The 22,223-nt window shown below is 67.0% G+C and carries 20 protein-coding genes; 5 read left to right on the top strand and 15 right to left on the bottom strand.

Going from position 1 to position 22,223, the window contains the following annotated elements; translation table 11 throughout:
• Positions 1-2: 2 nt before the first annotated feature.
• The 14 genes from lpxB to rpsB all read right to left on the bottom strand — a co-directional run bounded on the left by lpxB (position 3) and on the right by rpsB (position 14,320).
• The gene (gene lpxB, locus D0B54_RS09930; protein ID WP_117291176.1) at positions 3-1,142 is read right to left on the bottom strand and encodes a lipid-A-disaccharide synthase; all 1,140 of its coding nucleotides are present in this window, start codon (positions 1,140-1,142) and stop codon (positions 3-5) included.
• 18 nt (positions 1,143-1,160) lie between these two features.
• Positions 1,161-1,943 carry an acyl-ACP--UDP-N-acetylglucosamine O-acyltransferase gene (gene lpxA, locus D0B54_RS09925; RefSeq protein ID WP_117291175.1) on the bottom strand — a complete coding sequence of 261 codons (783 nt, stop codon included), beginning with the start codon at positions 1,941-1,943 and terminating at the stop codon, positions 1,161-1,163.
• Positions 1,943-2,416, bottom strand: coding sequence for a 3-hydroxyacyl-ACP dehydratase FabZ (gene fabZ / locus D0B54_RS09920; protein ID WP_117291174.1), 474 nt, complete (start codon positions 2,414-2,416; stop codon positions 1,943-1,945). Before fabZ ends, lpxA begins: the two co-directional genes overlap by 1 nt.
• The gene (gene lpxD / locus D0B54_RS09915) at positions 2,397-3,452 is read right to left on the bottom strand and encodes a UDP-3-O-(3-hydroxymyristoyl)glucosamine N-acyltransferase (RefSeq protein WP_117291173.1); all 1,056 of its coding nucleotides are present in this window, start codon (positions 3,450-3,452) and stop codon (positions 2,397-2,399) included. Before lpxD ends, fabZ begins: the two co-directional genes overlap by 20 nt.
• A 108-nt stretch (positions 3,453-3,560) precedes the next feature.
• Positions 3,561-4,079, bottom strand: coding sequence for an OmpH family outer membrane protein (locus tag D0B54_RS09910; RefSeq protein ID WP_117291172.1), 519 nt, complete (start codon positions 4,077-4,079; stop codon positions 3,561-3,563).
• A 331-nt stretch (positions 4,080-4,410) separates the two neighbouring features.
• Positions 4,411-6,714, bottom strand: coding sequence for an outer membrane protein assembly factor BamA (gene bamA / locus D0B54_RS09905; RefSeq protein WP_240433583.1), 2,304 nt, complete (start codon positions 6,712-6,714; stop codon positions 4,411-4,413).
• Between the two features lie 45 nt (positions 6,715-6,759).
• Positions 6,760-8,151 carry an RIP metalloprotease RseP gene (gene rseP / locus D0B54_RS09900; protein ID WP_117291171.1) on the bottom strand — a complete coding sequence of 464 codons (1,392 nt, stop codon included), beginning with the start codon at positions 8,149-8,151 and terminating at the stop codon, positions 6,760-6,762.
• Entirely contained in the window at positions 8,144-9,343 is a 1,200-nt protein-coding gene (gene dxr / locus D0B54_RS09895) for a 1-deoxy-D-xylulose-5-phosphate reductoisomerase (RefSeq protein ID WP_117291170.1), read from the bottom strand. The genes rseP and dxr overlap by 8 nt, the downstream gene beginning before the upstream one ends.
• Positions 9,343-10,158 carry a phosphatidate cytidylyltransferase gene (locus D0B54_RS09890; RefSeq protein WP_117291169.1) on the bottom strand — a complete coding sequence of 272 codons (816 nt, stop codon included), beginning with the start codon at positions 10,156-10,158 and terminating at the stop codon, positions 9,343-9,345. The genes dxr and D0B54_RS09890 overlap by 1 nt, the downstream gene beginning before the upstream one ends.
• 93 nt (positions 10,159-10,251) lie before the next feature.
• Positions 10,252-10,971, bottom strand: coding sequence for a polyprenyl diphosphate synthase (gene uppS, locus D0B54_RS09885; protein WP_117291168.1), 720 nt, complete (start codon positions 10,969-10,971; stop codon positions 10,252-10,254).
• Positions 10,972-11,016: 45 nt separating this feature from the next.
• The gene (gene frr / locus D0B54_RS09880; RefSeq protein ID WP_117291167.1) at positions 11,017-11,574 is read right to left on the bottom strand and encodes a ribosome recycling factor; all 558 of its coding nucleotides are present in this window, start codon (positions 11,572-11,574) and stop codon (positions 11,017-11,019) included.
• 34 nt (positions 11,575-11,608) lie between these two features.
• Entirely contained in the window at positions 11,609-12,334 is a 726-nt protein-coding gene (gene pyrH / locus D0B54_RS09875; protein WP_117291166.1) for a UMP kinase, read from the bottom strand.
• Positions 12,335-12,430: 96 nt separating this feature from the next.
• Positions 12,431-13,480, bottom strand: a complete 1,050-nt coding sequence (gene tsf, locus D0B54_RS09870) for a translation elongation factor Ts (protein WP_117291165.1) — start codon at positions 13,478-13,480, stop codon at positions 12,431-12,433.
• A gap of 12 nt (positions 13,481-13,492) precedes the next feature.
• Positions 13,493-14,320 (bottom strand): 30S ribosomal protein S2, encoded by an 828-nt coding sequence (rpsB, locus tag D0B54_RS09865; protein ID WP_117291164.1) that lies wholly within the window; start codon positions 14,318-14,320, stop codon positions 13,493-13,495.
• 161 nt (positions 14,321-14,481) lie between these two features.
• Between rpsB and map the strand changes: the two genes are divergently transcribed.
• The 5 genes from map to D0B54_RS09840 are packed head-to-tail and all read left to right on the top strand — an operon-like array spanning position 14,482 to position 20,914.
• A complete protein-coding gene (map, locus tag D0B54_RS09860) occupies positions 14,482-15,261 on the top strand; it encodes a type I methionyl aminopeptidase (protein WP_117291163.1) in 780 nt (259 codons plus the stop codon).
• Entirely contained in the window at positions 15,261-17,939 is a 2,679-nt protein-coding gene (gene glnD, locus D0B54_RS09855; protein WP_117291162.1) for a [protein-PII] uridylyltransferase, read from the top strand. Before map ends, glnD begins: the two co-directional genes overlap by 1 nt.
• Before the next feature lie 28 nt (positions 17,940-17,967).
• Positions 17,968-18,789 (top strand): 2,3,4,5-tetrahydropyridine-2,6-dicarboxylate N-succinyltransferase, encoded by an 822-nt coding sequence (gene dapD, locus D0B54_RS09850; protein WP_117291161.1) that lies wholly within the window; start codon positions 17,968-17,970, stop codon positions 18,787-18,789.
• A 5-nt stretch (positions 18,790-18,794) separates the two neighbouring features.
• Positions 18,795-19,928, top strand: coding sequence for a succinyl-diaminopimelate desuccinylase (gene dapE, locus D0B54_RS09845; protein WP_117291160.1), 1,134 nt, complete (start codon positions 18,795-18,797; stop codon positions 19,926-19,928).
• Positions 19,925-20,914, top strand: a complete 990-nt coding sequence (locus D0B54_RS09840) for a YheT family hydrolase (protein WP_117291159.1) — start codon at positions 19,925-19,927, stop codon at positions 20,912-20,914. The genes dapE and D0B54_RS09840 overlap by 4 nt, the downstream gene beginning before the upstream one ends.
• 210 nt (positions 20,915-21,124) lie before the next feature.
• Here the strand turns inward: D0B54_RS09840 and D0B54_RS09835 are convergent, their stop codons facing one another.
• Positions 21,125-22,138: a class I fructose-bisphosphate aldolase gene (locus D0B54_RS09835; RefSeq protein WP_117291158.1), complete on the bottom strand. Its 1,014-nt coding sequence runs from the start codon at positions 22,136-22,138 to the stop codon at positions 21,125-21,127.
• Positions 22,139-22,223: the final 85 nt, after the last annotated feature.

Genomic DNA, 22,223 nt, shown 5'->3' with positions numbered 1-22,223 from the left:
TTCTAAGCGCTCAGCAGGCCGGCGATGGCCTCGGCGGCGCGGCCGGCGGCATCGCGGCGCAGCTCGGTGCGCACGGCGTGGAACTGGCCCAGCTGGTGGCGCCGCGGCTCGCCGTCGGCCAGCAGGCGCGACACCTCGGCCGCCAGGCGCTCCGGGGTCGCGGCCTCCTGCAGCAACTCGGGCACGCTGGGTTCGGCCGACAGCAGGTTCGGCAGGCTGACGTAGCGGGTCTTCAGCAGTCCGGCCTTGAGCATCAGCCAGGCCGTGAAGGGGGCGGCGCGATAGGCCACCACCATCGGGCGCCCCAGCAGCAGGCACTCCAGGGTGGCGGTGCCGGAGGCCAGCAGCACCACGTCTGCGGCGCGCATGCATTCGCGCGAGCGGCCTTCGACGAGGGTCCAGGGAACGTCCGGCGCATGGCTGCGGATCACCTGCTCCAGCCCCTGCCGCAGCTTGGGCTTGGCCACCGGGGTGACGAAGCGGATGCCGGGGTGCTGCCGGGCCAGCAGGGCCGCGGCGGCGGCAAAGGGTTCGCCCAGGTACTTCAGCTCGGCGCCGCGGCTGCCGGGCAGGATCGCCACGACCGGCCCATCGGGCGGCAGGCCCAGGCCGGCGCGCGCCTCGGCCGGCGCCACGGAATCATCCAGCTCGTCGGCCAGGGGATGGCCGATGTAGTCGGCCGGCACGCCATGGCCGGCGTAGAACTGCGGCTCGAAGGGAAACAGGCAGAGCATGCGGTCGACCGAGCGGGCGATGCCCTTCACCCGGCCCTGGCGCCAGGCCCAGACCGAGGGGCTGACCACGTGCACGGTCCTGAGGCCGCGCTCGCGCAGGCGCCGCTCCAGGCCCAGGTTGAAGTCCGGCGCGTCGATGCCGATGACCACGTCGGGGCGGTCCTGCAGGAAGCGCCGCAGCAGGTCCGCACGCAGGCGGAACAGGCGCGGCAGCGCCGGGATCACCTCGGCGATGCCCATCACCGACAGCACGTCGATGGAGGCGATGGTTTCGCAGCCGGCCGCGACCATGCGCGGGCCGGTGACACCGTAGATCTGCGCCTGCGGATAGCGCTGCTTCAGGGACCTGACGATGGCGGCGCCGAGGATGTCCCCGGACAGCTCGCCCGCCACCAGCGCGATGCGCATCGAGGATTCCGTCTGGTGTCAGCGCGACAGCGAGCGCTTGGAGGTTTCGATGAACTGCAGCATCTGGCCGGCGTGCTCGGAGGTCTTGGCCATCTCGGCGAGCCGTTCCTTGACCTCGGCCATGATCGCGCCGGACATGTAGATCAGCTTGTAGGCGTCCTTGATCTGGTCGATCTGCTCGGGGGTGAACCCGCGGCGCTTGAGGCCTTCGCTGTTGATGCCGCGCGGCCGGGCCGGCTGGCCCTCGGCGATCACGAAGGGCGGCAGGTCGCGCAGCACCACGGTGCCGCCGCCGGTGAAGGCATGGGCACCGACGCGGCAGAACTGGTGCACCAGCGTGTAGCCGCCGAGACCGACGTAGTCCTCGATGGTGATGTGGCCGGCCAGGGTGGTGCCGTTGGCCAGGATCGTGTTGGACCCCACCACGCAGTCGTGCGCGATGTGGACGTTGGCCATGATCCAGTTGTCGTTGCCGACACGGGTGATGCCGGTGTCCTTGAGCGTGCCGCGCTGGATGGTGACGTACTCGCGGATGGTGTTGCCGTCGCCGATCTCCACCGAGGTGGCGTCGTCGAGGCGCGCGGACTTGTCCTGCGAGACCTCGCCGATGGAGCTGAACTGGAAGATGCGGTTCTGGCGGCCGATCTTCAGCGGCCCGCCCAGCACCACGTGCGGGCCGATCCAGCTGTTCTCGCCGATCTCGACGTTGGCGCCGATCACGGTATACGGACCGACCTCCACCGAGGGATGCAGGCGGGCCGAGGGGTCGACGATGGCGGTGGAATGGATACCTGAGGTCATCAATCGCTCCCGGTGTCGCGGCCGGCGTTCTTCAGCACGCAGATCATCTCCGCCTCGCAGGCCAGCTCGTCGCCGACCTTGGCCTGGGCGCTGAACTTCCACAGGTCGCGCTTCTGCTTGTCCAGGTGGATATGGAAATGCAGCTGGTCGCCAGGCACCACCGGCCGCTTGAAACGGCAGTTGTCGATGCCGGCAAAGTACAGGATGTAGCCGGAGTCGCAGCGCAGGTTGGATTTCACCACCGCCAGCAGGCCACAGGCCTGGGCCATGGCTTCCAGCATCAGCACGCCCGGCATGGTCGGCAGACCGGGAAAATGGCCCGGGAAGAAGTTCTCGTTGTAGGTGACGTTCTTCAGCGCCACCAGCGTGCCGGCCTCGGCGTCGATCGACACCACGCGATCCACCAGCATGAACGGATAGCGGTGCGGCAGCAGCTTGAGGATTTCGCGGATATCAAGATTCGTTGGAGTCATTTTCCTGTTCCCTGGGGTCGAGCTGCAGTTGGCGCTCGACCTCACGCAGTCTTTCTTCTAGGCGCGGCAAGCGCCGGATGCGTGCGACGGTCTTGCGCCACTCGCGCGCTTCACTGAGCGGCAGGCCTGAGCCGTAGACGCCCTTTTCCGGAATCGAATGGGTGACCATGGCGCGCCCGAGGATGGACACGTCGTCGGCGATGGTCAGATGTCCGGCGATACCGACCGCGCCGCCGATGAAGCAGCGCGAGCCGATGCGGGTGCTGCCGGCGATGCCGGTGCAGGCAGCGATGGCGGTGTGGCGGCCGATACGGACGTTGTGGGCGATCTGGATCAGGTTGTCGAGGCGCACGCCATCCTCGATCACGGTGTCGTCGATCGCGCCGCGGTCGATGCAGGTGTTGGCACCGATCTCGACGTTGTCGCCCACGACCACGCTGCCCAGCTGCGGGATTTCCTCCCAGCCCTCGGGGCCGGGAACGTTGCCGAAGCCGCGCGAACCGATCACCGCGCCGGGCTGCGCCGTGCAGCGCCGGCCCAGGCGCACCCGTGCGCCGACGTGGACCTGCGCCACCAGCCGGCAAGCCTCGCCGATCTGCGCGTCACGACCGATGACGCAGCCGGGGCCGATGTAGCTGCCGTCGCCGACCTGCGCCCCGGCTTCGATCACGGCGCCGGCACCGACGTGGACGCCGCTGCCCAGCCGCGCCGCAGGCGACACCATGGCACCCGGATGGACCCCCGCCGCGAACTCGCGATCGGGGTCGAACAGCTGGGCCAGGCGCGCGTAGGCCAGGAAGGGGTCCTTGGCGACCAGGCCCGGGATCGTCAGGGCCTCGGCATCGCGCGGACCGACGATCACCGCCGCCGCCTGCGTGCCGGCCAGCTGTTCGCGGTACTTGGGATTGGACAGGAAGCCGATACAGCCGGGCTTGCCGGGGTTGAGCGCGCAGACGCCCTGGATGGCGGTGGCGCCCTCCCCCTTCAGCTCCAGACCGAATCTTGCGGCCAAATCGGCCAGGCTATGCGTGGTCATGCGTCGATTATCGCAGGTCCGGCCGGGCTAGTCCCCCTCCCCGGCCACTGAAAACAAACGAAAACGGCCCGCGGCAAGGGCCGCGGGCCGTCGGCAACGAACAACTGTTTACTTGGCGGCGGCGCCGGGGCCCAGGCGCTTGACCACTTCGTCGGTGATGTCCACCGCCGGGGTCGCCCAGACCGGGTCGCGCACGATCAGGTCGAGCTGCTTTTCCTTGACCAGCTGCTGGATGATGACGTCGACCTTGGCCTGCGCGTCGGTGAACATCTGGCGCTCGCGGCCGGCGAGGTCTTCCTGCGCCTGGCGCTGCTTCTGCTGGAACTCGACGTTGCGGTTGGCCAGATCCTTCTCGCGCTTGCTGCGATCCGCCGAGGACAGCAGGTCGCGCTCCTTCTTGAACTTCTCGCTGTCGTCGTACAGGCGCTTGCCTTCGGCTTCCAGTTCGTTCTTCTTGCGCTCGAACTCGGCCTTCAGCTTCTCGCCGCCGGCCTTGATCGTGGGCGACTGCTGGAACACCTCGCCGAGGCGGATGGAGGCGATCTTGAGTTCAGCCATCGCCGGCGTGGACAGCAACGCGCCGGAAGCCAGGGCCATGACGCTGAGGATACGGGTGAGGTTTTGCATCGTAAGTCTCTGGGTTCTGTCTATGAATGGAGTAGAAGTGTGACAGCGCAATATTACGGCAGCCCCTAGGGCCTGTTAACACTACGGCAGTCGCTGCGACGGAGACCGTTTTGGCGCAGGGCTATGTCCCGGCACGCGCCGTGTACTAGACGTACATCAGCGGGGCGGGACGACGCCATGCGCCAAAACGGTCCCGCCCTCCGGGTGCCCCCGTCTTTGCGGCCATGCTGTGTTGCTCGTCGGTTATTTGGAACCACCAAACTTCCTCCTCGCGTCGTGCCTGGCCGCAAATACGGGGGCATCGCAGCGACTGCCGTAGTGTTAACAGGCCCTAGAAGCCACCGCCGAAACGGATCTGGAAGCGGTCGGCCTCGTCGCCTTCCTCGTCGTTGAGCGGGAATGCATAGCTCAGGTCGAGCAGGCCGAGGAACGGCGTGAACCAGGAGAAGGCAATGCCCGCGGACTGGCGCAGCTCGCCGGCCTGGAAGTCGCCCGGCTGTGCGAACACCTGGCCGACGTCGAAGAACAGGTTCAGACGCGTGGACTTGCCGTCGCTGGCGATCGGCAACGGAATGATCAGATTGTTCTGCGCCGTCGCGCGGAATTTGCCACCGTAGGGGTTATCGAACGGCGTGTCGTGGGGGCCCAGCGAGCCGTCGCGGTAGCCGCGCACCGTGCGCGGACCGCCGGCGAAGAAGTTCTCGTAGGGCGGTACTTCCTGGTCGCTGCCGTAGGTGTCGACCAGGCCGACCGAGCCGTTCAGCTCGAGGAACAGGCCCTTGTAGATCGGCACGTACTGCTGGCCGCGGTAGCTCAGGTTGTAGAACTCGATGTCGCTGCCCGGGATGCCCAGGTCGAGGCTCAGCGAGTGCAGCGCGCCGCGGTCCGCGAAGAAGGTGCGGTTGCGCGAGTCGTAGGTGATGCCGGTGCGGAACGAGTAGTTGAAGAAACGCGTGCCGTTGTCGATGACGAACTGCAGCACCTCGTTGGAGGTGGAGGCCGGGAAGGTCTCGATCGAGGTTTCGTCGAGCCCGCCGCCGACGCGCAGGGTCATGAATTCCGACAGCGGGATGCCGTAGGTCAGGTTCAGGCCGAGCACGTTGGTGTTGAAGCCCGAGCTGTAGCGGATCACCGACTCGGAACTGCGGTAGAACGCCGACACCGTCTGGCTGATGCCGTCGGCGGTGAAGTAGGGATCGGTCCAGGACAGGCTCAGCGCCTTGGAGATCGAGTTGTTCTCGGCCGAGACCTCGACGCGGTTGCCGGTGCCCAGGAAGTTGGTGTGCGTGAGGCTGCCGGTGATCAGGAAGCCCTGCGCGCCGGAGTAGCCGACGCCGAACTGCACCGATCCGGGCGGGCGCTCCTTGACCTTGAACGCGATGTCGACCATGTCGTCCGAGCCGGCGACCGGGCGGGTGTCCACCTCGACGTCCTCGATGAACGGCAGGCGCGCCAGGCGCACGCGCGAACGCTCCACCAGGCTCTTGGAGAACGGCGCAGCCTCGAGCTGGCGCATCTCGCGGCGCAGCGTCTCGTCGTTGGTACCGAGGTTGCCGCTGAAGCCGATGCGGCGCACATACGCGCGCTTGCCCGGCTGTACCACGTAGTTGATGCTGACCAGGCGGGTGCCCTCTTCCACCTCGGGCACCGGGTTGACCTCGGCAAAGGCGTAACCGATGTCGGACAGCGCGGCCTCGATGCGGTTGGCGCTGTCGGTGGCTTCCTTGCGCGAGAAGATGTCGCCCTGCTTGGTCGTCACCAGCGCGTTCAGGAACTGCTCGTTGAGGATGGTCTCGCCGGAGAAGCGGCGATCCTTGATCTTGTAGATCTCGCCTTCCTCGAGGTTGACCGTGATGTAGATCGAATCCTTCTCGGGCGTCAGCGCGACCTGCACGGAGGAGACGTTGGCCTTGAGGTAGCCGCGGTCCTGGTAGTAGGACTGCAGCTTTTCCAGGTCGCCGACCAGCTTCTGCTTGGAATACTTGTCGCTGCTCTGGAACGGCATCCAGGTGGTGCCCTCGAGCGCGAACTGCTTGAGCAGCTCCTCGGTCCCGAAGGCCTTGTTGCCGAGCAGGTTGATGTCCTTGATGCGGGTGACCTTGCCCTCGACCACGTCGATCTTGATGCTGACGCGGTTACCCTCTTCCTCGGTGACCTTGGCCTTGATGTCGACGTCGTAGTAGCCGTTGGAGTAGTACTGGCGGCGCAGTTCCTGCTCGACGCCGTCGAGCAGCTCGCGCTTGAACAGTTCGCCCTCGGCCAGGCCCAGGTCCTTCAGCGACTTCTTGAGGTCGTCGCCACCGATCTTCTCGTTGCCCTCGATCGTGAAGGCGGTGATGGAGGGGCGTTCCTTGACCACGATCACCAGGGCGTCGCCGTCGCGCTGCAGCTGCACGTCCTGGAACAGCCCGGAGCCGTACAGCGAGCGGATCGCCTGGCGCGAGGTGGCGTCGTTGAGCTCGTCGCCCACCGACAGCGGCAGATAGGTCAGGACCGTGCCGATCTCGAGGCGCTCCAGGCCATCGGCGCGGATTTCCTTGATCGTGAAAGGCTGGAAGGCGTAGGCCTGGCCCGTCAACACGAGCGCAGCGATGGCGCTGGCCAGCGCCGTTTTTTTCGTTCTCAGCGGTTTCACTGATCTGGTTTCTTTTTTAGTCAACTGAATAGCAAAGTACAGCGGTCAGTTCAGCAATTTCGCGAAGCGCGGCAGCAGGTCGTTGTAGAACGCCAACCCCATCAGCATCACCACAAACGTGAACCCGAGACGCAGCCCAAACTCCTGCGCCCGAGCCGACAACGGCGAACCCTTCAACGCCTCGATTCCGTAAAACAGCAGATGCCCGCCATCGAGCACCGGCACCGGCAGCAGGTTGATCACCCCGAGGCTGACGCTCATCGCTGCCAGGAAAGCAAGGAACTGCACGAGACCGATCTGTGCAGAGTAACCCGCCACCTCAGCGATCTGGATCGGACCGCTGATATTCTTCAACGAGACCTCGCCGATCACGATCCGCCACAACAACTTCAAGGTCAGCGCGGACATCCGCCAGGTCTGGGCCACGGCGGCCGGCATGGCCTCCAGGGGGTCGCGCCGGCTTTCGGCGCGCAAATCCTGCCACAAGTCCCGGGAGCCCGCTATGTCGGAGCCCGGAAGCACGCCAAGGCTGACGCCGAGCCGGCCGATCACGCGGCCCTGGGTTTCGACGCGGCCAACGATGGCCTGCAGCTCCAGGGTTTGCGAGCCGCGCAGGATCCCGATCCGGACGACCTGCTCCGGCCGGGCGCTGACCCAGGCAATCACTTCGCGGCGGTTGGCCATCGGCTGGCCGTTGAGGCTGACGATCTGGTCGCCGTCGCGCATGCCGGCGGCATCGGCGGCGCTGCCCTTTTCCACGCTGGCGGCGATCGCGGGGATCGGCGGCTCGTAGACTTCCAGGCCCAGGTCGGTGAAGACAAACTGCGGGTCCACCCGGACCCCGCGCAGGTCCAGGTGCACGTCGCGCATGCCACCGTCGGCCGCCTGCACCCGCAGCGGCATGCTGCCGCCGGCCATGGCCTTGTCCATCAGCTCGGTGCGCAGCTCGATCCAGGTCGGGGTGAGTGCGCCCGCCACCTGCAGGATCTGCTCGCCCTCGCGCAGGCCGGCCGCGGCGGCGGCGGACTTCTCGGCCGGGGCGGCGATCATCGGCTTGATGCTCTGCACGCCCATGACCAGCACCAGCCAGTAGAAGGCGATGGCCAGCAGGAAGTTGAAGGTGGGTCCGGCGGCGACGATCAGGATGCGCCGGCCGACCGTGGCGTTGTTGAAGGCCAGGTGGCGTTCGGCGGCCGGCACCGGCCCCTCGCGCTCGTCCAGCATCTTGACGTAGCCACCCAGCGGGATCGCCGACAGGGTCCATTCCACGCCGTCGGCGGCGCGGCGGGTCCAGATCTGGCGGCCGAAACCGATCGAGAAGCGCAGCACCTTGACGCCGCAGCGGCGCGCGACCCAGTAGTGGCCGAACTCGTGGAAAGCGACCAGGACACCCATCGCGACGATGAATCCGCCCAGCCCCCAGAAGAAATCATGCATGCAGGCGGCTCCGGCCACGCTCGCCCACAGCCAGTGTGGCCACGCCGCGGGCCCAGGCGTCGAGCGCCAGGATGCTGTCCAGGTCCGCGCCGGCCTCACGCCCGCCGGCGGCGTCCATTACCTCTTCGATCACTGCGGGAATCCCCGGGTAGTCCAGCCGATGCTGCAGAAATGCTTCGACAGCGATTTCGTTCGCCGCGTTCAATACGTTCGGCAGTACGCCGCCTTCCCTGAGCGCGCGCCGTGCCAGGCGCAGGCAGGGGAAGCGGCGCTCGTCCGGCGCCTCGAAGCGGAAACGGCCCAGGGCCGCCAGGTCCAGTCCTCCCACGCCCGACTCCCAGCGCTCCGGCCAGGCCAGGGCATGGGCGATCGGCACGCGCATGTCGGGCTGGCCCAGCTGGGCCAGCATCGAACCGTCGACATACTCGACGATCGAATGGATCGCGCTCTCGGGGTGGATCACCACGTCCAGCTGCCCGGCCGGCAGGCGGTAGAGCACCGCGGCCTCGATCAGTTCCAGGCCCTTGTTCATCATGGTGGCCGAGTCCACCGAGATCTTCTGGCCCATGACCCAGTTCGGGTGCCGCACGGCTTGTTGCGGGGTCACGGTTTCAAGTTGTGCCAGCGGCGTCTCGCGGAAGGGGCCGCCGCTGGCGGTCAGGACCAGCCGGCGCACGCCCCGGGGAACCTCGCCGCAGCGCGCCGGCGCCGGCAGGCACTGGAAGATGGCGTTGTGCTCGGAGTCGATCGGGATCAGCGTGGCCCCGAAGCGCTCGGCCTCGGCCATCAGCAGGGCGCCGGCCATGACCAGCGGCTCCTTGTTGGCGATCAGCACCCGCTTGCCGGCGCGCACCGCCGCCAGCGTCGGCAGCAGGCCGGCGGCGCCGACGATGGCCGACATCACCTGCCCGGCCTCGGCATGGGCCGCCAGCGCGCAGATCGCCTCGGCGCCTGAACCCACCTCGCAGGCCAGCCCGGCCTCGCGGCACAGGCCGCGCAGCCGCTCGGCGGCGGCAGGGTCCTGCAGCACGGCGAAACGGGGACGATGCTGGCGGCAGAGTTCGAACAGGCCCTCGGCATCGCGCTGGGCGCTCAGGCCCAGGACCTGCAGCTTGTCGGCGTGTCGCGCCGCGACGTCGAGTGTGTTGCGCCCGATGGTGCCGGTCGCGCCCAGGACGACGAGATTCTGCATTACAGGCCTGTGAGGTAAAGGCCCAGCACCATCACCGGCGCGCCGGCGAGAATGCTGTCGACGCGGTCGAGGATGCCGCCATGGCCCGGCAGGATGTTGCCGCTGTCCTTGATGCCGGCGATGCGCTTGAACATCGACTCGGTGAGGTCGCCGACGATCGAGATGGCCGCCACCACCACGGTCAGCAACAGCAGCAGCCAGACCTGGTTGCCGCTGGGGGCGAAGACATAGAGTCCCGCGGTCATGGCCCAGGCGGCGGTCAGCAACAGGCCGCCGACGGCACCCTCCACGGTCTTGCCCGGCGAGATGTTCGGCGCCAGCTTGCGCTTGCCGAAATTGCGGCCCGCGAGATAGGCGCCGGTGTCGGCAGCGAAGACGATGAACAGGAAGAACAGCAGCTTCAGCGGGCCCATGGCATGCAGGGCGGCCAGGGCCAGCAGGGTCGAGACGGTCAGCAGCAGGCCCAGCAGGGCCATCGGCAAACCCGAGGTCTGCTGCTTGCCGATGTTGTCGGGAAAGCGCGGGAACAGCGAGATCGCGAACAGCCACCAGAGCACCGCCACGCCCAGCAGCCAGGGCAGCAGGCTTTCGCGCCCCGGCACGAACCAGGCCAGGGCCAGCAGCAGACCGCAGACCGCCGTGTAAGCCCAGCGGCGTCCGCGCTCGGCCCAGGACATCAGGCCGGTCCACTCCCAGGCCATCAGCATGCCGACCAGGGCCAGCACGGCATAGAGCCAGGGGGTGGGCGCATACCAGACCAGCGCCAGCAGCAGGGGCAGCAGGATCAGGGCGGTAACGACGCGCTGGACGAGCATGGCGGGCGGTCTTGGTGAGGGCGTCGGATTCGGGAGACGGACGACAGATTTCGACAGTTTGTCACTTAAGGCCGGAAACTACTACGGCGCACCTCAGGAGGCTTCCGGCACGCGGCCGAAGCGGCGCTCGCGGCCGGCGTACCAGGCCAGGGCCTGGTGGAACTCCAGCTCGCTGAAATCCGGCCACAGCACGTCGCTGAAGTAGAGCTCGGTGTAGGCCAGCTGCCACAGCAGGAAATTGCTGATGCGCTGTTCGCCGCCAGTGCGGATCATCAGGTCCGGTTCGGGCAGGCCAGCGGTCTGCAGGCGTGCCTCGATGCCCTCGGCGGTGATCGGCTCGCCCGCCTCCACCAGTGCATTGGCGGCCTGCACGATGTCCCACTGGCCGCCATAGCCCACGGCGATGGAAAGCTTCACCCCGGCATTGTCCGCGGTGCGCAGCTCGGCACGCTGCATCTCCCGGCGCAGGGGTTCCGGGAACCCGCTGCGGTCGCCGATGAAGCGGACGCGCACACCGTTGCGGTGCATGGCGTCCATTTCGCGCGCCAGGGTGCGCACGAACAGCTGGATCAGCAGCTTCACCTCGGTTTCCGGACGCTTCCAGTTCTCCTGGGAGAAGGCGAACAGGGTCAGCGCCTCGACGCCGGCCTTGTGCGCCGCGCGCAGGATCCGGCGCACCACCTTGACCCCTGCCCGATGTCCCATGGCACGGGGCTGGCCACGGCCCTTGGCCCAGCGGCCGTTGCCGTCCATGACGATGGCGACATGGCGTGGCCTCGGCTCGGAGGGCAACTCGGGGGCGTCTCGACTCATGAGGCAGTGTCCTGGAACGAAGGCAGACCAGTCCGGGAGACCGGTCTACATCGACAGCAGTTCCTTTTCCTTGACCTGGGCCGCTTCGTCGACCTTGGCGACGAACTGGTCGGTCAGCTTCTGGATTTCGGTCTCGCCGCGCTTGACGTCGTCGGCGGTGATCTTCTTGGCCTTTTCCTGGTCCTTGATCGCCTGGTTGGCGTCGCGGCGCACGTTGCGGATCGCCACCTTGGCACCCTCGGCCTCGGTCTTGACCACCTTGGCCAGGTCGCGGCGGCGCTCTTCGGTCAGCGGCGGCATGTTGATGCGGATGGTCTGGCCGGCGGTGTTCGGGTTCAGGCCCAGGTCCGAGGTCATGATGGCCTTCTCGATCGGTCCGACCATCGGCTTTTCCCAGGGCGTGATGGTGATCGTGCGGGAGTCTTCCACCACGACGCTGGCGACCTGCGAGATCGGCACCGGGGAGCCGTAGTAGTCGACGCGGACATGGTCCAGGATCGCGGCGCTGGCACGGCCGGTGCGCAGCTTGGCCAGTTCGTTCTTCAGCGTGTCCAGGCATTTCTGCATGCGGACAGTGGCGTCGTTCTTGATTTCGGTGGTCATCGCAATCTCCGGATACGTTTGTTCTGTTCTCTGCTCAGGCGTCGACGTAGGTGCCGATGCTGCGGTCGCCACGGACGATGCTCATCAGCGCACCGGGACGGTCCATGTCGTAGACGCAAAGCTTCATGCGGTTGTCGCGGCACAGCACCATGGCGGTCTGGTCCATCACGCCCAGGCGGCGATTCAGGGCCTCGTCGTAGGTCACGGTGTCGTACTTCCTGGCCGAGGGGTCCTTCTTGGGGTCGGCGGTGTAGATGCCGTCCACCTTGGTGGCCTTGAGCAGCAGGTCGGCGCCGATTTCCACGGCACGCAGGGCGGCGGCGGAGTCGGTGGTGAAGAAGGGGTTGCCGGTGCCGGCGGCGAAGACCACGACGCGGCCCTTCTCGAGGTGGCGCATGGCCTTGCGGCGGATGAAGTCCTCGCAGACCTCGTTGATGCGGATCGCCGACTGCACGCGGGCCTGCAGGCCGGTGGTGCGCTCGATCGCGTCCTGCAGGGCCAGGGCGTTGATCACGGTGGCCAGCATGCCCATCTGGTCGCCGGTGATGCGGTCCATGCCGGCCTTGGCCAGGGGCTCGCCGCGGAAGATGTTGCCGCCGCCGACGACCAGGGCGACCTGCACGCCGGCCTCGACTACCGCCTTGATTTCATTGGCCAAAAACTCCGTCACTGGCGGAGCGATGCCGAAACCCAGATCGCCCATCAGGGCTTCGCCAGACAGCTTCAGCAGAATTCTCTTGTACGCGGGCTGGGCGGACATGGGCAGGCTCTATCTGGCGGATTTTTCAGGGTTTACTTAAAACAAGACCCCGTTGCCGGGGTCTGGTTCACAACCTGCGCTGAGTTTACCGCAAAATCAGGCGGTCAGACTTGCCTGGGTCGCGGCGACTTCGGCAGCGAAGTCTTCCTTCTTCTTCTCGATACCCTCGCCCACGGCGAAGCGGACGAAGCGCGCCACGGCCGACTTCTTGTCGGCCAGGATCTTCTCCACGGACTCGCCGTTGGGAGCCTTGACGAAGGGCTGGCCCAGCAGGGTCAGCTCGGCGCGGAACTTGTTGACCTTGCCGTCCACCATCTTGGCCAGAATCTCGGCGGGCTTGGGCTTGAAACCGCCGCCGAACTTCTTCTTGATCGCCGCGTAGTCGTCGTCCCAGGCCTTCTTGTCCTCGTCGGACAGGCCTTCATAGACGCCGTTCTGCTTCTCGGCATCCATTTCCTTGAGCGCGCTGGCAAACTTCTCGGAATCGGCCTTGGCGTCGACCTGTTCCTGGGCCACCGTGGCGTCGATCACCTTGCGCTCGGCCTCGACCACATCGGCCGGAATCTCGCCGGCGTTGAGGTAGCGCGGGGCCATGGCGGCGGTGTGCATCGCCAGGTCCTTGGCCAGCTCGGTCTCGCCCTTGTCCATGGCCAGGGCCACGGCAATCTTGTCGCCCGGGTGCACGTAGGTGACCAGGTCGGCACCGGCCTTGGAGACGATCTCGAAGCGGCGCAGCGTGATGTTCTCGCCGATCTTGGCGATCAGGCCGCGACGCTTCTGGTCCACGGTCTCGCCGTCGGCCGACAGCTGGCCGAGGGCTTCGACATTGGCCGGGCGATGCTTGAGCACTAGCTCGGCAGCCTCGCGGGCCAGGGCACGGAAATCCTCGCCCTTGGCCACGAAGTCGGTCTCGCTGTTCAGCTCGAGCAGGACAACGGCGTCATCCGACTTGGCCAGGACGACAACACCCTCGGCCGCGGTACGGGAGGCCTTCTTGTCAGCCTTGGCGGCGCCATCGAGGCGCAGCTTCTCGGCTGCGGCGTCGATATTGCCCTCGGTGGCTTCCAGGGCCTTCTTGCAGTCGGACATGCCGGCGCCGGTACGCTCGCGCAGCTCCTTGACCTGGGCAGCAGTAATCTGGGTCATGTCGGGCCTCTCTTACTCGGCCTTCTCGGCACCACGGCCACGGCCACCACGGCCACGGTCACGGTCGCCGGCGCCCGGCTTGCGCGGGGGGCGGGGCTTCTTCGGGGCCGAACGGTCGTCGCTGACTTCCGGCGGGGCCTCGCGGAACGGGATCGGGTTGGCGCCGCGGGCGTCGATGATGGCTTCGGCCACGCACTGGGTGTAGACGCGGATGGCGCGGGTGGCGTCGTCGTTGCCCGGGATCACGCAGGCGATGCCCGAGGGGTCATTGTTGGTGTCGACCACGGCGATGACCGGGATGCCGAGCTTCTTGGCCTCGGCCACGGCGTTCTTCTCGTAGCCGGTGTCGATGATGAACAGGCCGTCCGGCAGGGTCGGCATTTCCTTGATGCCGCCCAGCGACTTGCGCAGCTTTTCGAGCTCGCGCGAGAAGGTCAGCTGTTCCTTCTTGGTCAGGCGGTTGATGGTGCCGTCCTCGACGGTCTTTTCCATCTCGACCAGGCGCTTGATGGAGGCCTTGACGGTCTTGAAGTTGGTCAGCGTGCCGCCCAGCCAGCGCTGGGAAACGAACGGCATGCCGCAGCGCTTGGCCTCATCTTCGATGGCCTCGCGGGCAGCGCGCTTGGTGCCGACGAACAGGATGCGGCCACCGTTGGCGGCCAGCTTGCCGGCAAAGTTGCAGGCGTCCTTGAGCAGCGGCAGGGTCTGCTCGAGGTTGATGATGTGAATGCGGCTACGCTCGCCGAAAATGAATTCATCCATTTTCGGGTTCCAGTAACGGGTACGGTGGCCGAAATGAACACCGGCCTCCAGCAGCTGGCGCATGGTAATGCTAGACATGTACTACTCCTTGGGTTTGGCTAATCGCGCCCGGTGAAGGCTCACCCAAAGTGGGCGCGAGTGGATTTTCAGAGGCGCTACAATAGATTGCGTTGCCTTTGAAGGGCGCGCTTTATACCATAACCCCCCTTTTATTTCAAAGATTTCCGGTAGCCAGCCCCATGGGCGTCACCATAAAGTCCCCCGCAGAACAGCAGAAGATGCGCGAAGCCGGTCAGGCCGCCGCGCAGGTCCTGCAGATGATCGCCCCGTACGTGAAGCCCGGCGTCAGCACCGACGAGCTCAACCGGATCTGCCATGACCATATCGTCAGGGGCGGCGACGTCCCTGCCCCGCTGGGCTACGGCGCGGCCCCCGGCCGCCCGCCGTTCCCCAAGTCCATCTGTACCTCGGTCAACCACGTGGTCTGCCACGGCATCCCCGGGGCCAAGGTCCTGAAGAAGGGCGACGTGGTCAACATCGACGTCACCGTGATCAAGGATGGCTACCATGGCGACACCAGCCAGATGTTCTACGTCGGCGAGCCCAGCATCCTGGCGCGCCGCCTGGCCGAAACCGCCCACGAGTCGATGATCGAGGGCATCAGGCTGGTGCGCCCCGGCGTCCGCCTCGGCGACATCGGCCACGTCATCCAGAAGTACGCCGAGGCGCGCGGCTTCTCGATCGTGCGCGAGTACTGCGGCCATGGCATCGGCCGGATCTTCCACGAAGAACCGCAGGTGCTGCACTACGGCAAGCCGGGCACCGGCATGGAGCTGGCCCCCGGCATGACCTTCACGATCGAACCCATGGTCAACGCCGGCCGCCCCGAGGTGAAGCTGCTGCCCGACGGCTGGACCGTGGTCACCAAGGACCATTCGCTGTCGGCGCAATGGGAGCACACCGTGCTGGTCACCGAGACCGGCTACGAAGTGATGACGCTGCGCGGCGGTGCCATGTGATGGGCGCCGAATTCGACCTGGCCGACGAGGACGCATCCGCGATCTTCAGCGCCCCGCGCATCCGCTCGCGCCTGGCGCAGGGCGCCTCTCCGGTGACGTCCTTCCGCGAGACCCTCAAGTGGGGCCGCGAGCGGCTCTACACCCTGTTCCACGAGGGCACTGCCGCCGACGCCCTGGTGCACGCCCGCGCCCACCTGGTGGACGAGGTACTGCGCACCGCCTGGCAGAAGTTCCTGCCGGAACTGACCGACGGCCTGACCCTGGTGGCAGTGGGCGGCTACGGTCGCAGCGAACTGCTGCCGCACTCCGACATCGACATCCTGCTGCTGCATTCCGGCGAGTCGCTGGAGCAGCACCGCAAGGCGCTGGAGCAGATGACCGCCTTTGCCTGGGACATCGGCCTGGAGGTCGGCCAGAGCGTGCGCACGGTGCAGGAATGCGTCGACGAGGCGGTCAAGGACATCACGGTGATGACCAACCTGCTGGAAGCGCGCATGCTGACCGGCGACACCGTGCTCTACCAGCAGATGCAGCAGGCGCTGACGCCCGATCACGTCTGGCCGGTGAAGGAATTCTTCGAGGCCAAGAAGGCCGAGCAGGCGGCGCGCTACCGCAAGTACGACGACACCGGCTACAAGCTGGAACCCAACGTCAAGGAAAGCCCGGGCGGTCTGCGCGACATCCACACCATCGGCTGGGTCGCCAAGCGCCACTTCAACGCGCAGACGCTGGCCGAACTGCGCGAGCACGGCTTCCTCAACAAGCAGGAAAGCGACGAGCTGTTCGCCGGCCAGGACTTCCTGTGGCGGGTGCGCTTCGCCCTGCACATGATCAACAACCGCCGCGAGGACCGCCTGCTGTTTGATCACCAGATCAAGGTGGCGGCGCTGTTCGGCTACGAGGACAACGACAAGAACCGCGCGGTCGAGCAGTTCATGCAGCTGTACTACCGCACGATCAAGTCGCTGTCCTGCCTCAACGACATGCTGCTGCAGCTGTTCGACGAGGCGATCCTGACCCCGGACGCCGGTGAGCCCGAAGTGCTCAATGCGCGCTTCCAGGTGCGCAACCTGACCATCGAGGCGCGCGACGACGACGTCTTCCGCAAGCAACCCTGGGCGCTGCTGGAGATCTTCAGCCTGCTGCAGCAGCACCCGAAGATCGCCGGTATCCGCGCGCAGACGCTGCGCATGATCATGCGCGACGTCCGCCTGATCGACGACACGGTGCGCAACGACGTGCGTGCCCGCGGCATCTTCATCGACATGTTCCGCGAAGGCCGCGGCCTGACGCGCAACCTGCGCCGCATGAACCGCTACGGCGTGCTGGGCCGCTACCTGCCCTCGTTCGGCAAGATCGTCGGACTGATGCAGTACGACCTGTTCCACACGCTCACCGTGGACGAGCACGTGCTCTACGTGCTGCGCAATGCGCGCCGCTTCGCGATGGGCCGCTTCCAGCACGAGCTGCCCTTCGCCAACCAGGTGTTCGAGCGTATCGCCAAGCCCGAGCTGCTGTACCTGGGCGCCTTCTGGCATGACATGGCCAAGGGCCGCGGCGGCGATCATTCGCACCTCGGCGCCGAGGAAGCGGAGCAGTTCTGCCTGGACCACGGCCTGTCCCATGCCGACGCGGCGCTGGTGGCCTGGCTGGTCGAGAACCACTTGGTGATGTCGCTGACCGCGCAGAAGCAGGACGTGCAGGACCCCAACGTGGTCGCCAAGTTCGCCCGCAAGATCGTCGACCGCGACCGCCTGGACTACCTGCTGCTGCTGACCTGCGCCGACATCCGCGGCACCAACCCGGCGCTGTGGAATTCCTGGCGCGAGTCGCTGCTCAAGGACCTCTACAACGCCGCTGCACGCGCGCTGGAGCGCGGCCTGGACGACCCGGTCGGCCCGGAGGAACGCATCGCCGAGACCTGTGCACGCGCATTGCGCGTGCTGACCGAGCGCGGCGTCGATGCCGAGGTGGCCAAGCGGGTGTGGCAGCGCTTCGACCCCGAGTATTTCCTGCGCCATTCGCCGGAGGAACTGGCCTGGCACCTGCCGGCGATCCTGGCGGCGCGCGAGGCCGAGCTGCCGCTGGTGCTGGTGGAAACGCTCAGCGAGCGCGGCACCACGGTGTTCGTCTACACCCGCGACCGCGACCACCTGTTCGGCCTGTCCGCCGGCGTGCTGGCGCGCCTGGGCCTCAACATTCTCGACGCACGCCTGCACACCACCAACGACGGCTTCGTGCTGGACTCCTACGCCGTGATGGAGGGCGACAACACGCCGATCCAGCCGGGCATGCGCTTCGAGGAGATCCGCAACGCCCTGCGCAAGGTACTGAGCGACCCGGAGATGTCGACCGTGGAGGTCAACCGCCGCGTGTCGCAGCGCCTGCGCCATTTCAACACGCCGACGCACATCCACTTCAGCCAGGACGAAGCGCGCCGACGCACGATCATGGAACTGGTGGCCGCCGACCAGCCGGGCCTGCTGTCGATGGTCGGCCGCGTGTTCCAGAAGCGCGGCATCCTGCTCGACGCCGCCAAGATCGGCACCATCGGCGAGCGCGCCGAAGACGTCTTCTACATCACCGACCGCATGCACCGCCCGATCCGCGACGAGCGCGTGCTCGACGACCTGCGCGAGGTGCTGACCCGTACCCTGGACCGCACCGACGCGGCCTGACTTTTTTTCATTGCCCCCTGACTGAATCATGAGCCACCAAGAACTCAAGAGCCGTATCGAAGCCGCCTGGGAGGCCCGCGACGGCCTCAACAAGAGCGACACCGCCCTGCGCAACGACGTGCAGACCGTCATCGAACTGCTGGACAGCGGCCAGGCCCGCGTCGCCGAGCCCACCGGCAATTCCCAGTGGCAAGTCAATGAATGGCTGAAGAAGGCCGTGCTGCTGTACTTCCGCCTGCACGACAACGTCGTCATCCCGATGGGCGAGCACCAGGGCTACGACAAGGTGCCGCTCAAGTACAGCGGCTGGACCCAGGAACAGTTCGCCAAGGCTGGCGTACGCGTGGTACCGCCGGCGGCCGTGCGCAAGGGCGCCTACGTCGCGCCGGGCGCGATCCTGATGCCGTCCTACGTCAACATCGGCGCCCACGTCGGCGCCGGCACCATGGTCGACACCTGGGCCACCGTGGGCTCCTGCGCGCAGATCGGTGCCAACGTGCATCTCTCCGGTGGCGTCGGCATCGGCGGCGTGCTGGAACCGCTGCAGGCTGCGCCGACGATCATCGAGGACGAGTGCTTCATCGGCGCCCGCTCCGAGGTCGTCGAGGGCGTGGTGGTGGAGCGCGGCTCGGTAATCTCGATGGGCGTGTTCATCGGCCAGTCCACGCCGATCTACGACCGCGAGAACGACCGGATTCTCTACGGCCGCGTGCCGGCCGGCAGTGTCGTGGTGGCCGGTTCGCTGCCCAAGGGCGAGCGCTACAGCCTGAACTGCGCCGTGATCGTCAAGCGCGTCAACGAGCAGACCCGCAAGAAGGTCGGCATCAACGCCCTGCTGCGCGACCTGTAGCCGACATGGCAGACGGTGACTCGCCGGTACTGGGGCTGCTCGAGCAGCTGATCGCGCGCCGCTCGCTGACGCCGGACGATGCCGGCTGCTGCGAACTGCTGGGTGCGCGCCTGCAGAAGCTCGGCTTCACACTTGAATACATCAATGCCGGCGGCGTCACCAACCTCTGGGCCACCACCGGCAGCGGTGGCCCGCTGCTGATCCTCGCCGGCCACACCGACGTGGTGCCGACCGGTCCGCTGGAACAGTGGACCAGCGACCCGTTCCAGCCGGAAGTACGCGACGGCCTGCTCTATGGCCGAGGCGCCGCCGACATGAAGTCCGGCATCGCCGCCATGGTCTGCGCCACCGAGCGCCTGATGGCGCGCCGGCCGCTGCGCGGCAGCCTCGCCTACCTGATCACCAGCGACGAGGAAGGCGTGGCGCAGCACGGCACGCGCCATGTCGTGGCAGTGCTCAAGGCCCGCGGCATCGTGCCGGACTACGCCATCGTCGGCGAAGCCTCCAGCAACGAGCAGCTCGGCGACCGCATCGTCATCGGCCGCCGCGGCTCGCTCAACGGCGTGCTGACGGTATTCGGCAAGCAGGGCCACGTCGCCTACCCGCACAAGGTCGAGAACCCGATCCACCGCCTGGCGCCGGCACTGGCCGAGCTGGTGACCACGGTGTGGGACCAGGGCAACGCCCACTTCCCCCCGACCTCGTTCCAGGTCTCGAACATCCACGCCGGCACCGGCGCCAACAACGTGGTGCCCGGCGACTGCCAGGTGGTGTTCAACTTCCGCTACTGCACCGAGTCCACCGCGGCCTCGCTGCGCGAGCGCGTCGAAGCGGCGCTGCAGCGACACGCCTTGCGCTACCAGCTCGACTGGCAGCTCTCGGGTGAACCCTTCCTGACGCGCCAGGCGGGCCTGATCACCGCCGCCGAGGCGGCGATCGGCGCGGTCACCGGGCTCAAGCCGGAACTGTTCACCGGCGGCGGCACCTCGGACGCCCGCTTCCTCGCGCCCTGGGGGGCCGAGGTGGTGGAGATCGGTCCGATCAACGACAGCATCCACAAGATCAACGAGCACGTTCGCGTGGCCGACCTGGAACCCCTGTCGGCGATCTACGAGCAGCTGCTGGAGCAGCTGCTGTGAGCGACGCGGGCTTCCGCCCGCCGCTGCTGATCCGCCACGCGCAGCTGCAGTCGCTGCTGGCCACCAAGAGCCCGCGGCGGAAGCTGTGGCTCAAGCGCGGCAGCCGCATGGAGGCGGTGGCCACGCGCCATGAGCTGGACTGCGGCGACGGCGTGCGCCTGGCGGGCTTTCATTCGCGCCAGCCTGCGGAGCAGGCTTCCCGCGGGCTGGCGCTACTGATCCACGGCTGGGAAGGCAGCCAGGATTCCTCCTACCTCTATTCGATGGCCTGCACGCTGTATGCCGCCGGCTACAACGTCTTCCGCCTCAACCTGCGCGACCACGGCGGCACACACCACCTGAACCGCGAGCCCTTCCACTCGGCGCGCATCGACGAGGTGCTGGGCGCAGCGCGTGCGGCGCAGCAGCTGGACGGCGACGAGCGCCTGTTCGTGGTGGGGTTCTCGCTGGGCGGCAATTTCGCGCTGCGCATCGGCCTGCGCGGTCCCGCCGCCGGCGTGAATCCGCAGCTGTCGATCGGCATCTCGCCGGCGATCCACCCGGGCTCGACGCTGGAGGCCATCGAGTACGGCCCGCTGATGTTCCGGCTGTACTTCCTCGACAAGTGGCGCAAGACGCTGCGCGCCAAGAAGGCCGCCTGGCCGGAGCATGATTTCTCCGCCTACCCCGGCATCCGCAGCTTCACCGAGTCCACCCGCCGCTTCGTCGCCGACTTCACCGACTACCCGTCGATGGACGACTACCTGGCGGCGTACACGCTGACGCCGGAGATGCTGCTGGCCTCACCCTCGCCCGTGGCGGTGCTGACGGCCAAGGACGACCCGGTGATCCCCTACCGCTACTTCGAGGGGCTGCGGGCGGAGGGATCGGTGCGCGCCTTCCTGGCCACCGAGCATGGCGGACACTGCGGGTTCATCGAGGACCTGAGGCTGCGCAGCTGGGCGGAGGCGCGGGTGCTGGAGCTGTTCGAGGCGGCCGGCCGCTGATCCCTGACGTGGGAGCTGTGTAGGAGCGGCTGTTGGCTTAACTCAGGCTGACATTGAGTCAGCCTTCGCCGAGGCCAACAGCTAGCCGCGAACGCAGGTTCTCATGATCACCCGCCATCGCGGCTAACAGCCGCTCCTACAGCCGCTCCTACGAAAATAAAAAAAAGCCGCCTGGGTTGCCCCAGGCGGCTTTCTTGTACTGCGAGACGCTCAGGCAGCCTTTTCCAGCGCGGCGCTCCACTGGCCCAGCGCAGCCAGGCCATTCATCCTGGCGCGGTGCAGGTGAGCCTTGCGGCCGGCGTCGGCATTGTTGCCAGCCCAGGCCTTCAGCGCGGCGGCCTGCAGGGCGCGGCCGTAGGAGAAGGTCAGCTTCCAGGGGTTGGGGCCGAGCTTGTTCATCTCGTCCAGGTGGGCGGTGGCATCTTCGTCGGACTGGCCGCCGGAGAGGAAGGCGATACCCGGCACGGCGGACGGCACCTGGCGCTTGAGGGTGCGCAGCGTGGCGGCGGCGACGGTCTTGCGGTCGGCCTGCACCGGACACTTCTTGCCGGAGATGACCATGTTGGGCTTCAGGACGATGCCTTCCAGCAGCACGCGCTGCAGGCTCAGCTCGTGGAACACGGCGGCCAGGGTGCGGTTGGTGACGTCTTCGCAGACTTCCAGGGTGTTGTCCGCGTCCATCAGCACTTCCGGCTCGACGATCGGCACGATGCCGGCTTCCTGGCACAGGGCGGCGTAGCGGGCCAGCGCGTGGGCATTGGTGTGGATGCAGTAGTCGGACGGGATGCCGTTGCCGATGGTGATGACCCCACGCCACTTGGCGAAGCGGGCGCCGGCCTCGTGGTACTTGGCCAGGCGCTCGCGCAGGCCGTCGAGGCCCTCGGTCACGGTCTCGCCGGGCGCGCCGACCAGGTCCTTGGCACCCTTGTCGACCTTGATGCCCGGGATCACGCCCTTGGACTCCAGCAGCTTGGCGAACGGCGTGCCGTCCAGCGCCTTCTGGAACAGGGTCTCCTCGAACAGGATCACGCCGCTGGTGTGCTGCTCGAAGCCGGCGGTGGTGAACAGCATGTCGCGATAGGTCTGGCGGTTGGCCTCGGTGTTCTCGACCTTGATGCTGTTGAAGCGCTTCTCGATGGTGCCGGTGGATTCGTCGGCGGCCAGCAGGCCCTTGCCGTCGGCAACCATGGCAAGCGCGATCTGGTTGAGGATTTTCTCGTTCATGAAATCAAAAGCTCCGCTGGGTCAGGTGCGTGTTTTAAAGAGGCGAATGTAATCAGGGCGCGCGAATTTTAAGGAAAGAGGGCGA

The organism is Solimonas sp. K1W22B-7 (genome assembly GCF_003428335.1).
In the GTDB taxonomy this organism is placed as follows: Bacteria; Pseudomonadota; Gammaproteobacteria; order Nevskiales; family Nevskiaceae; genus Solimonas_A.
Note: the sequence above shows the minus strand (reverse complement) of the source record. Positions and strands in the feature narration are given on the sequence as shown.

What these genes read in the sequence shown, in the direction of transcription:
- lpxB (WP_117291176.1), bottom strand. Translation starts at nt 1,142, where the DNA reads ATGCGCATCGCGCTGGTGGCGGGCGAGCTGTCCGGGGACATCCTCGGC.
- lpxA (WP_117291175.1), bottom strand. Translation starts at nt 1,943, where the DNA reads ATGACCTCAGGTATCCATTCCACCGCCATCGTCGACCCCTCGGCCCGC.
- fabZ (WP_117291174.1), bottom strand. Translation starts at nt 2,416, where the DNA reads ATGACTCCAACGAATCTTGATATCCGCGAAATCCTCAAGCTGCTGCCG.
- lpxD (WP_117291173.1), bottom strand. Translation starts at nt 3,452, where the DNA reads ATGACCACGCATAGCCTGGCCGATTTGGCCGCAAGATTCGGTCTGGAG.
- D0B54_RS09910 (WP_117291172.1), bottom strand. Translation starts at nt 4,079, where the DNA reads ATGCAAAACCTCACCCGTATCCTCAGCGTCATGGCCCTGGCTTCCGGC.
- rseP (WP_117291171.1), bottom strand. Translation starts at nt 8,151, where the DNA reads ATGCATGATTTCTTCTGGGGGCTGGGCGGATTCATCGTCGCGATGGGT.
- dxr (WP_117291170.1), bottom strand. Translation starts at nt 9,343, where the DNA reads ATGCAGAATCTCGTCGTCCTGGGCGCGACCGGCACCATCGGGCGCAAC.
- D0B54_RS09890 (WP_117291169.1), bottom strand. Translation starts at nt 10,158, where the DNA reads ATGCTCGTCCAGCGCGTCGTTACCGCCCTGATCCTGCTGCCCCTGCTG.
- uppS (WP_117291168.1), bottom strand. Translation starts at nt 10,971, where the DNA reads ATGAGTCGAGACGCCCCCGAGTTGCCCTCCGAGCCGAGGCCACGCCAT.
- frr (WP_117291167.1), bottom strand. Translation starts at nt 11,574, where the DNA reads ATGACCACCGAAATCAAGAACGACGCCACTGTCCGCATGCAGAAATGC.
- pyrH (WP_117291166.1), bottom strand. Translation starts at nt 12,334, where the DNA reads ATGTCCGCCCAGCCCGCGTACAAGAGAATTCTGCTGAAGCTGTCTGGC.
- tsf (WP_117291165.1), bottom strand. Translation starts at nt 13,480, where the DNA reads ATGACCCAGATTACTGCTGCCCAGGTCAAGGAGCTGCGCGAGCGTACC.
- rpsB (WP_117291164.1), bottom strand. Translation starts at nt 14,320, where the DNA reads ATGTCTAGCATTACCATGCGCCAGCTGCTGGAGGCCGGTGTTCATTTC.
- map (WP_117291163.1), top strand. Translation starts at nt 14,482, where the DNA reads ATGGGCGTCACCATAAAGTCCCCCGCAGAACAGCAGAAGATGCGCGAA.
- glnD (WP_117291162.1), top strand. Translation starts at nt 15,261, where the DNA reads ATGGGCGCCGAATTCGACCTGGCCGACGAGGACGCATCCGCGATCTTC.
- dapD (WP_117291161.1), top strand. Translation starts at nt 17,968, where the DNA reads ATGAGCCACCAAGAACTCAAGAGCCGTATCGAAGCCGCCTGGGAGGCC.
- dapE (WP_117291160.1), top strand. Translation starts at nt 18,795, where the DNA reads ATGGCAGACGGTGACTCGCCGGTACTGGGGCTGCTCGAGCAGCTGATC.
- D0B54_RS09835 (WP_117291158.1), bottom strand. Translation starts at nt 22,138, where the DNA reads ATGAACGAGAAAATCCTCAACCAGATCGCGCTTGCCATGGTTGCCGAC.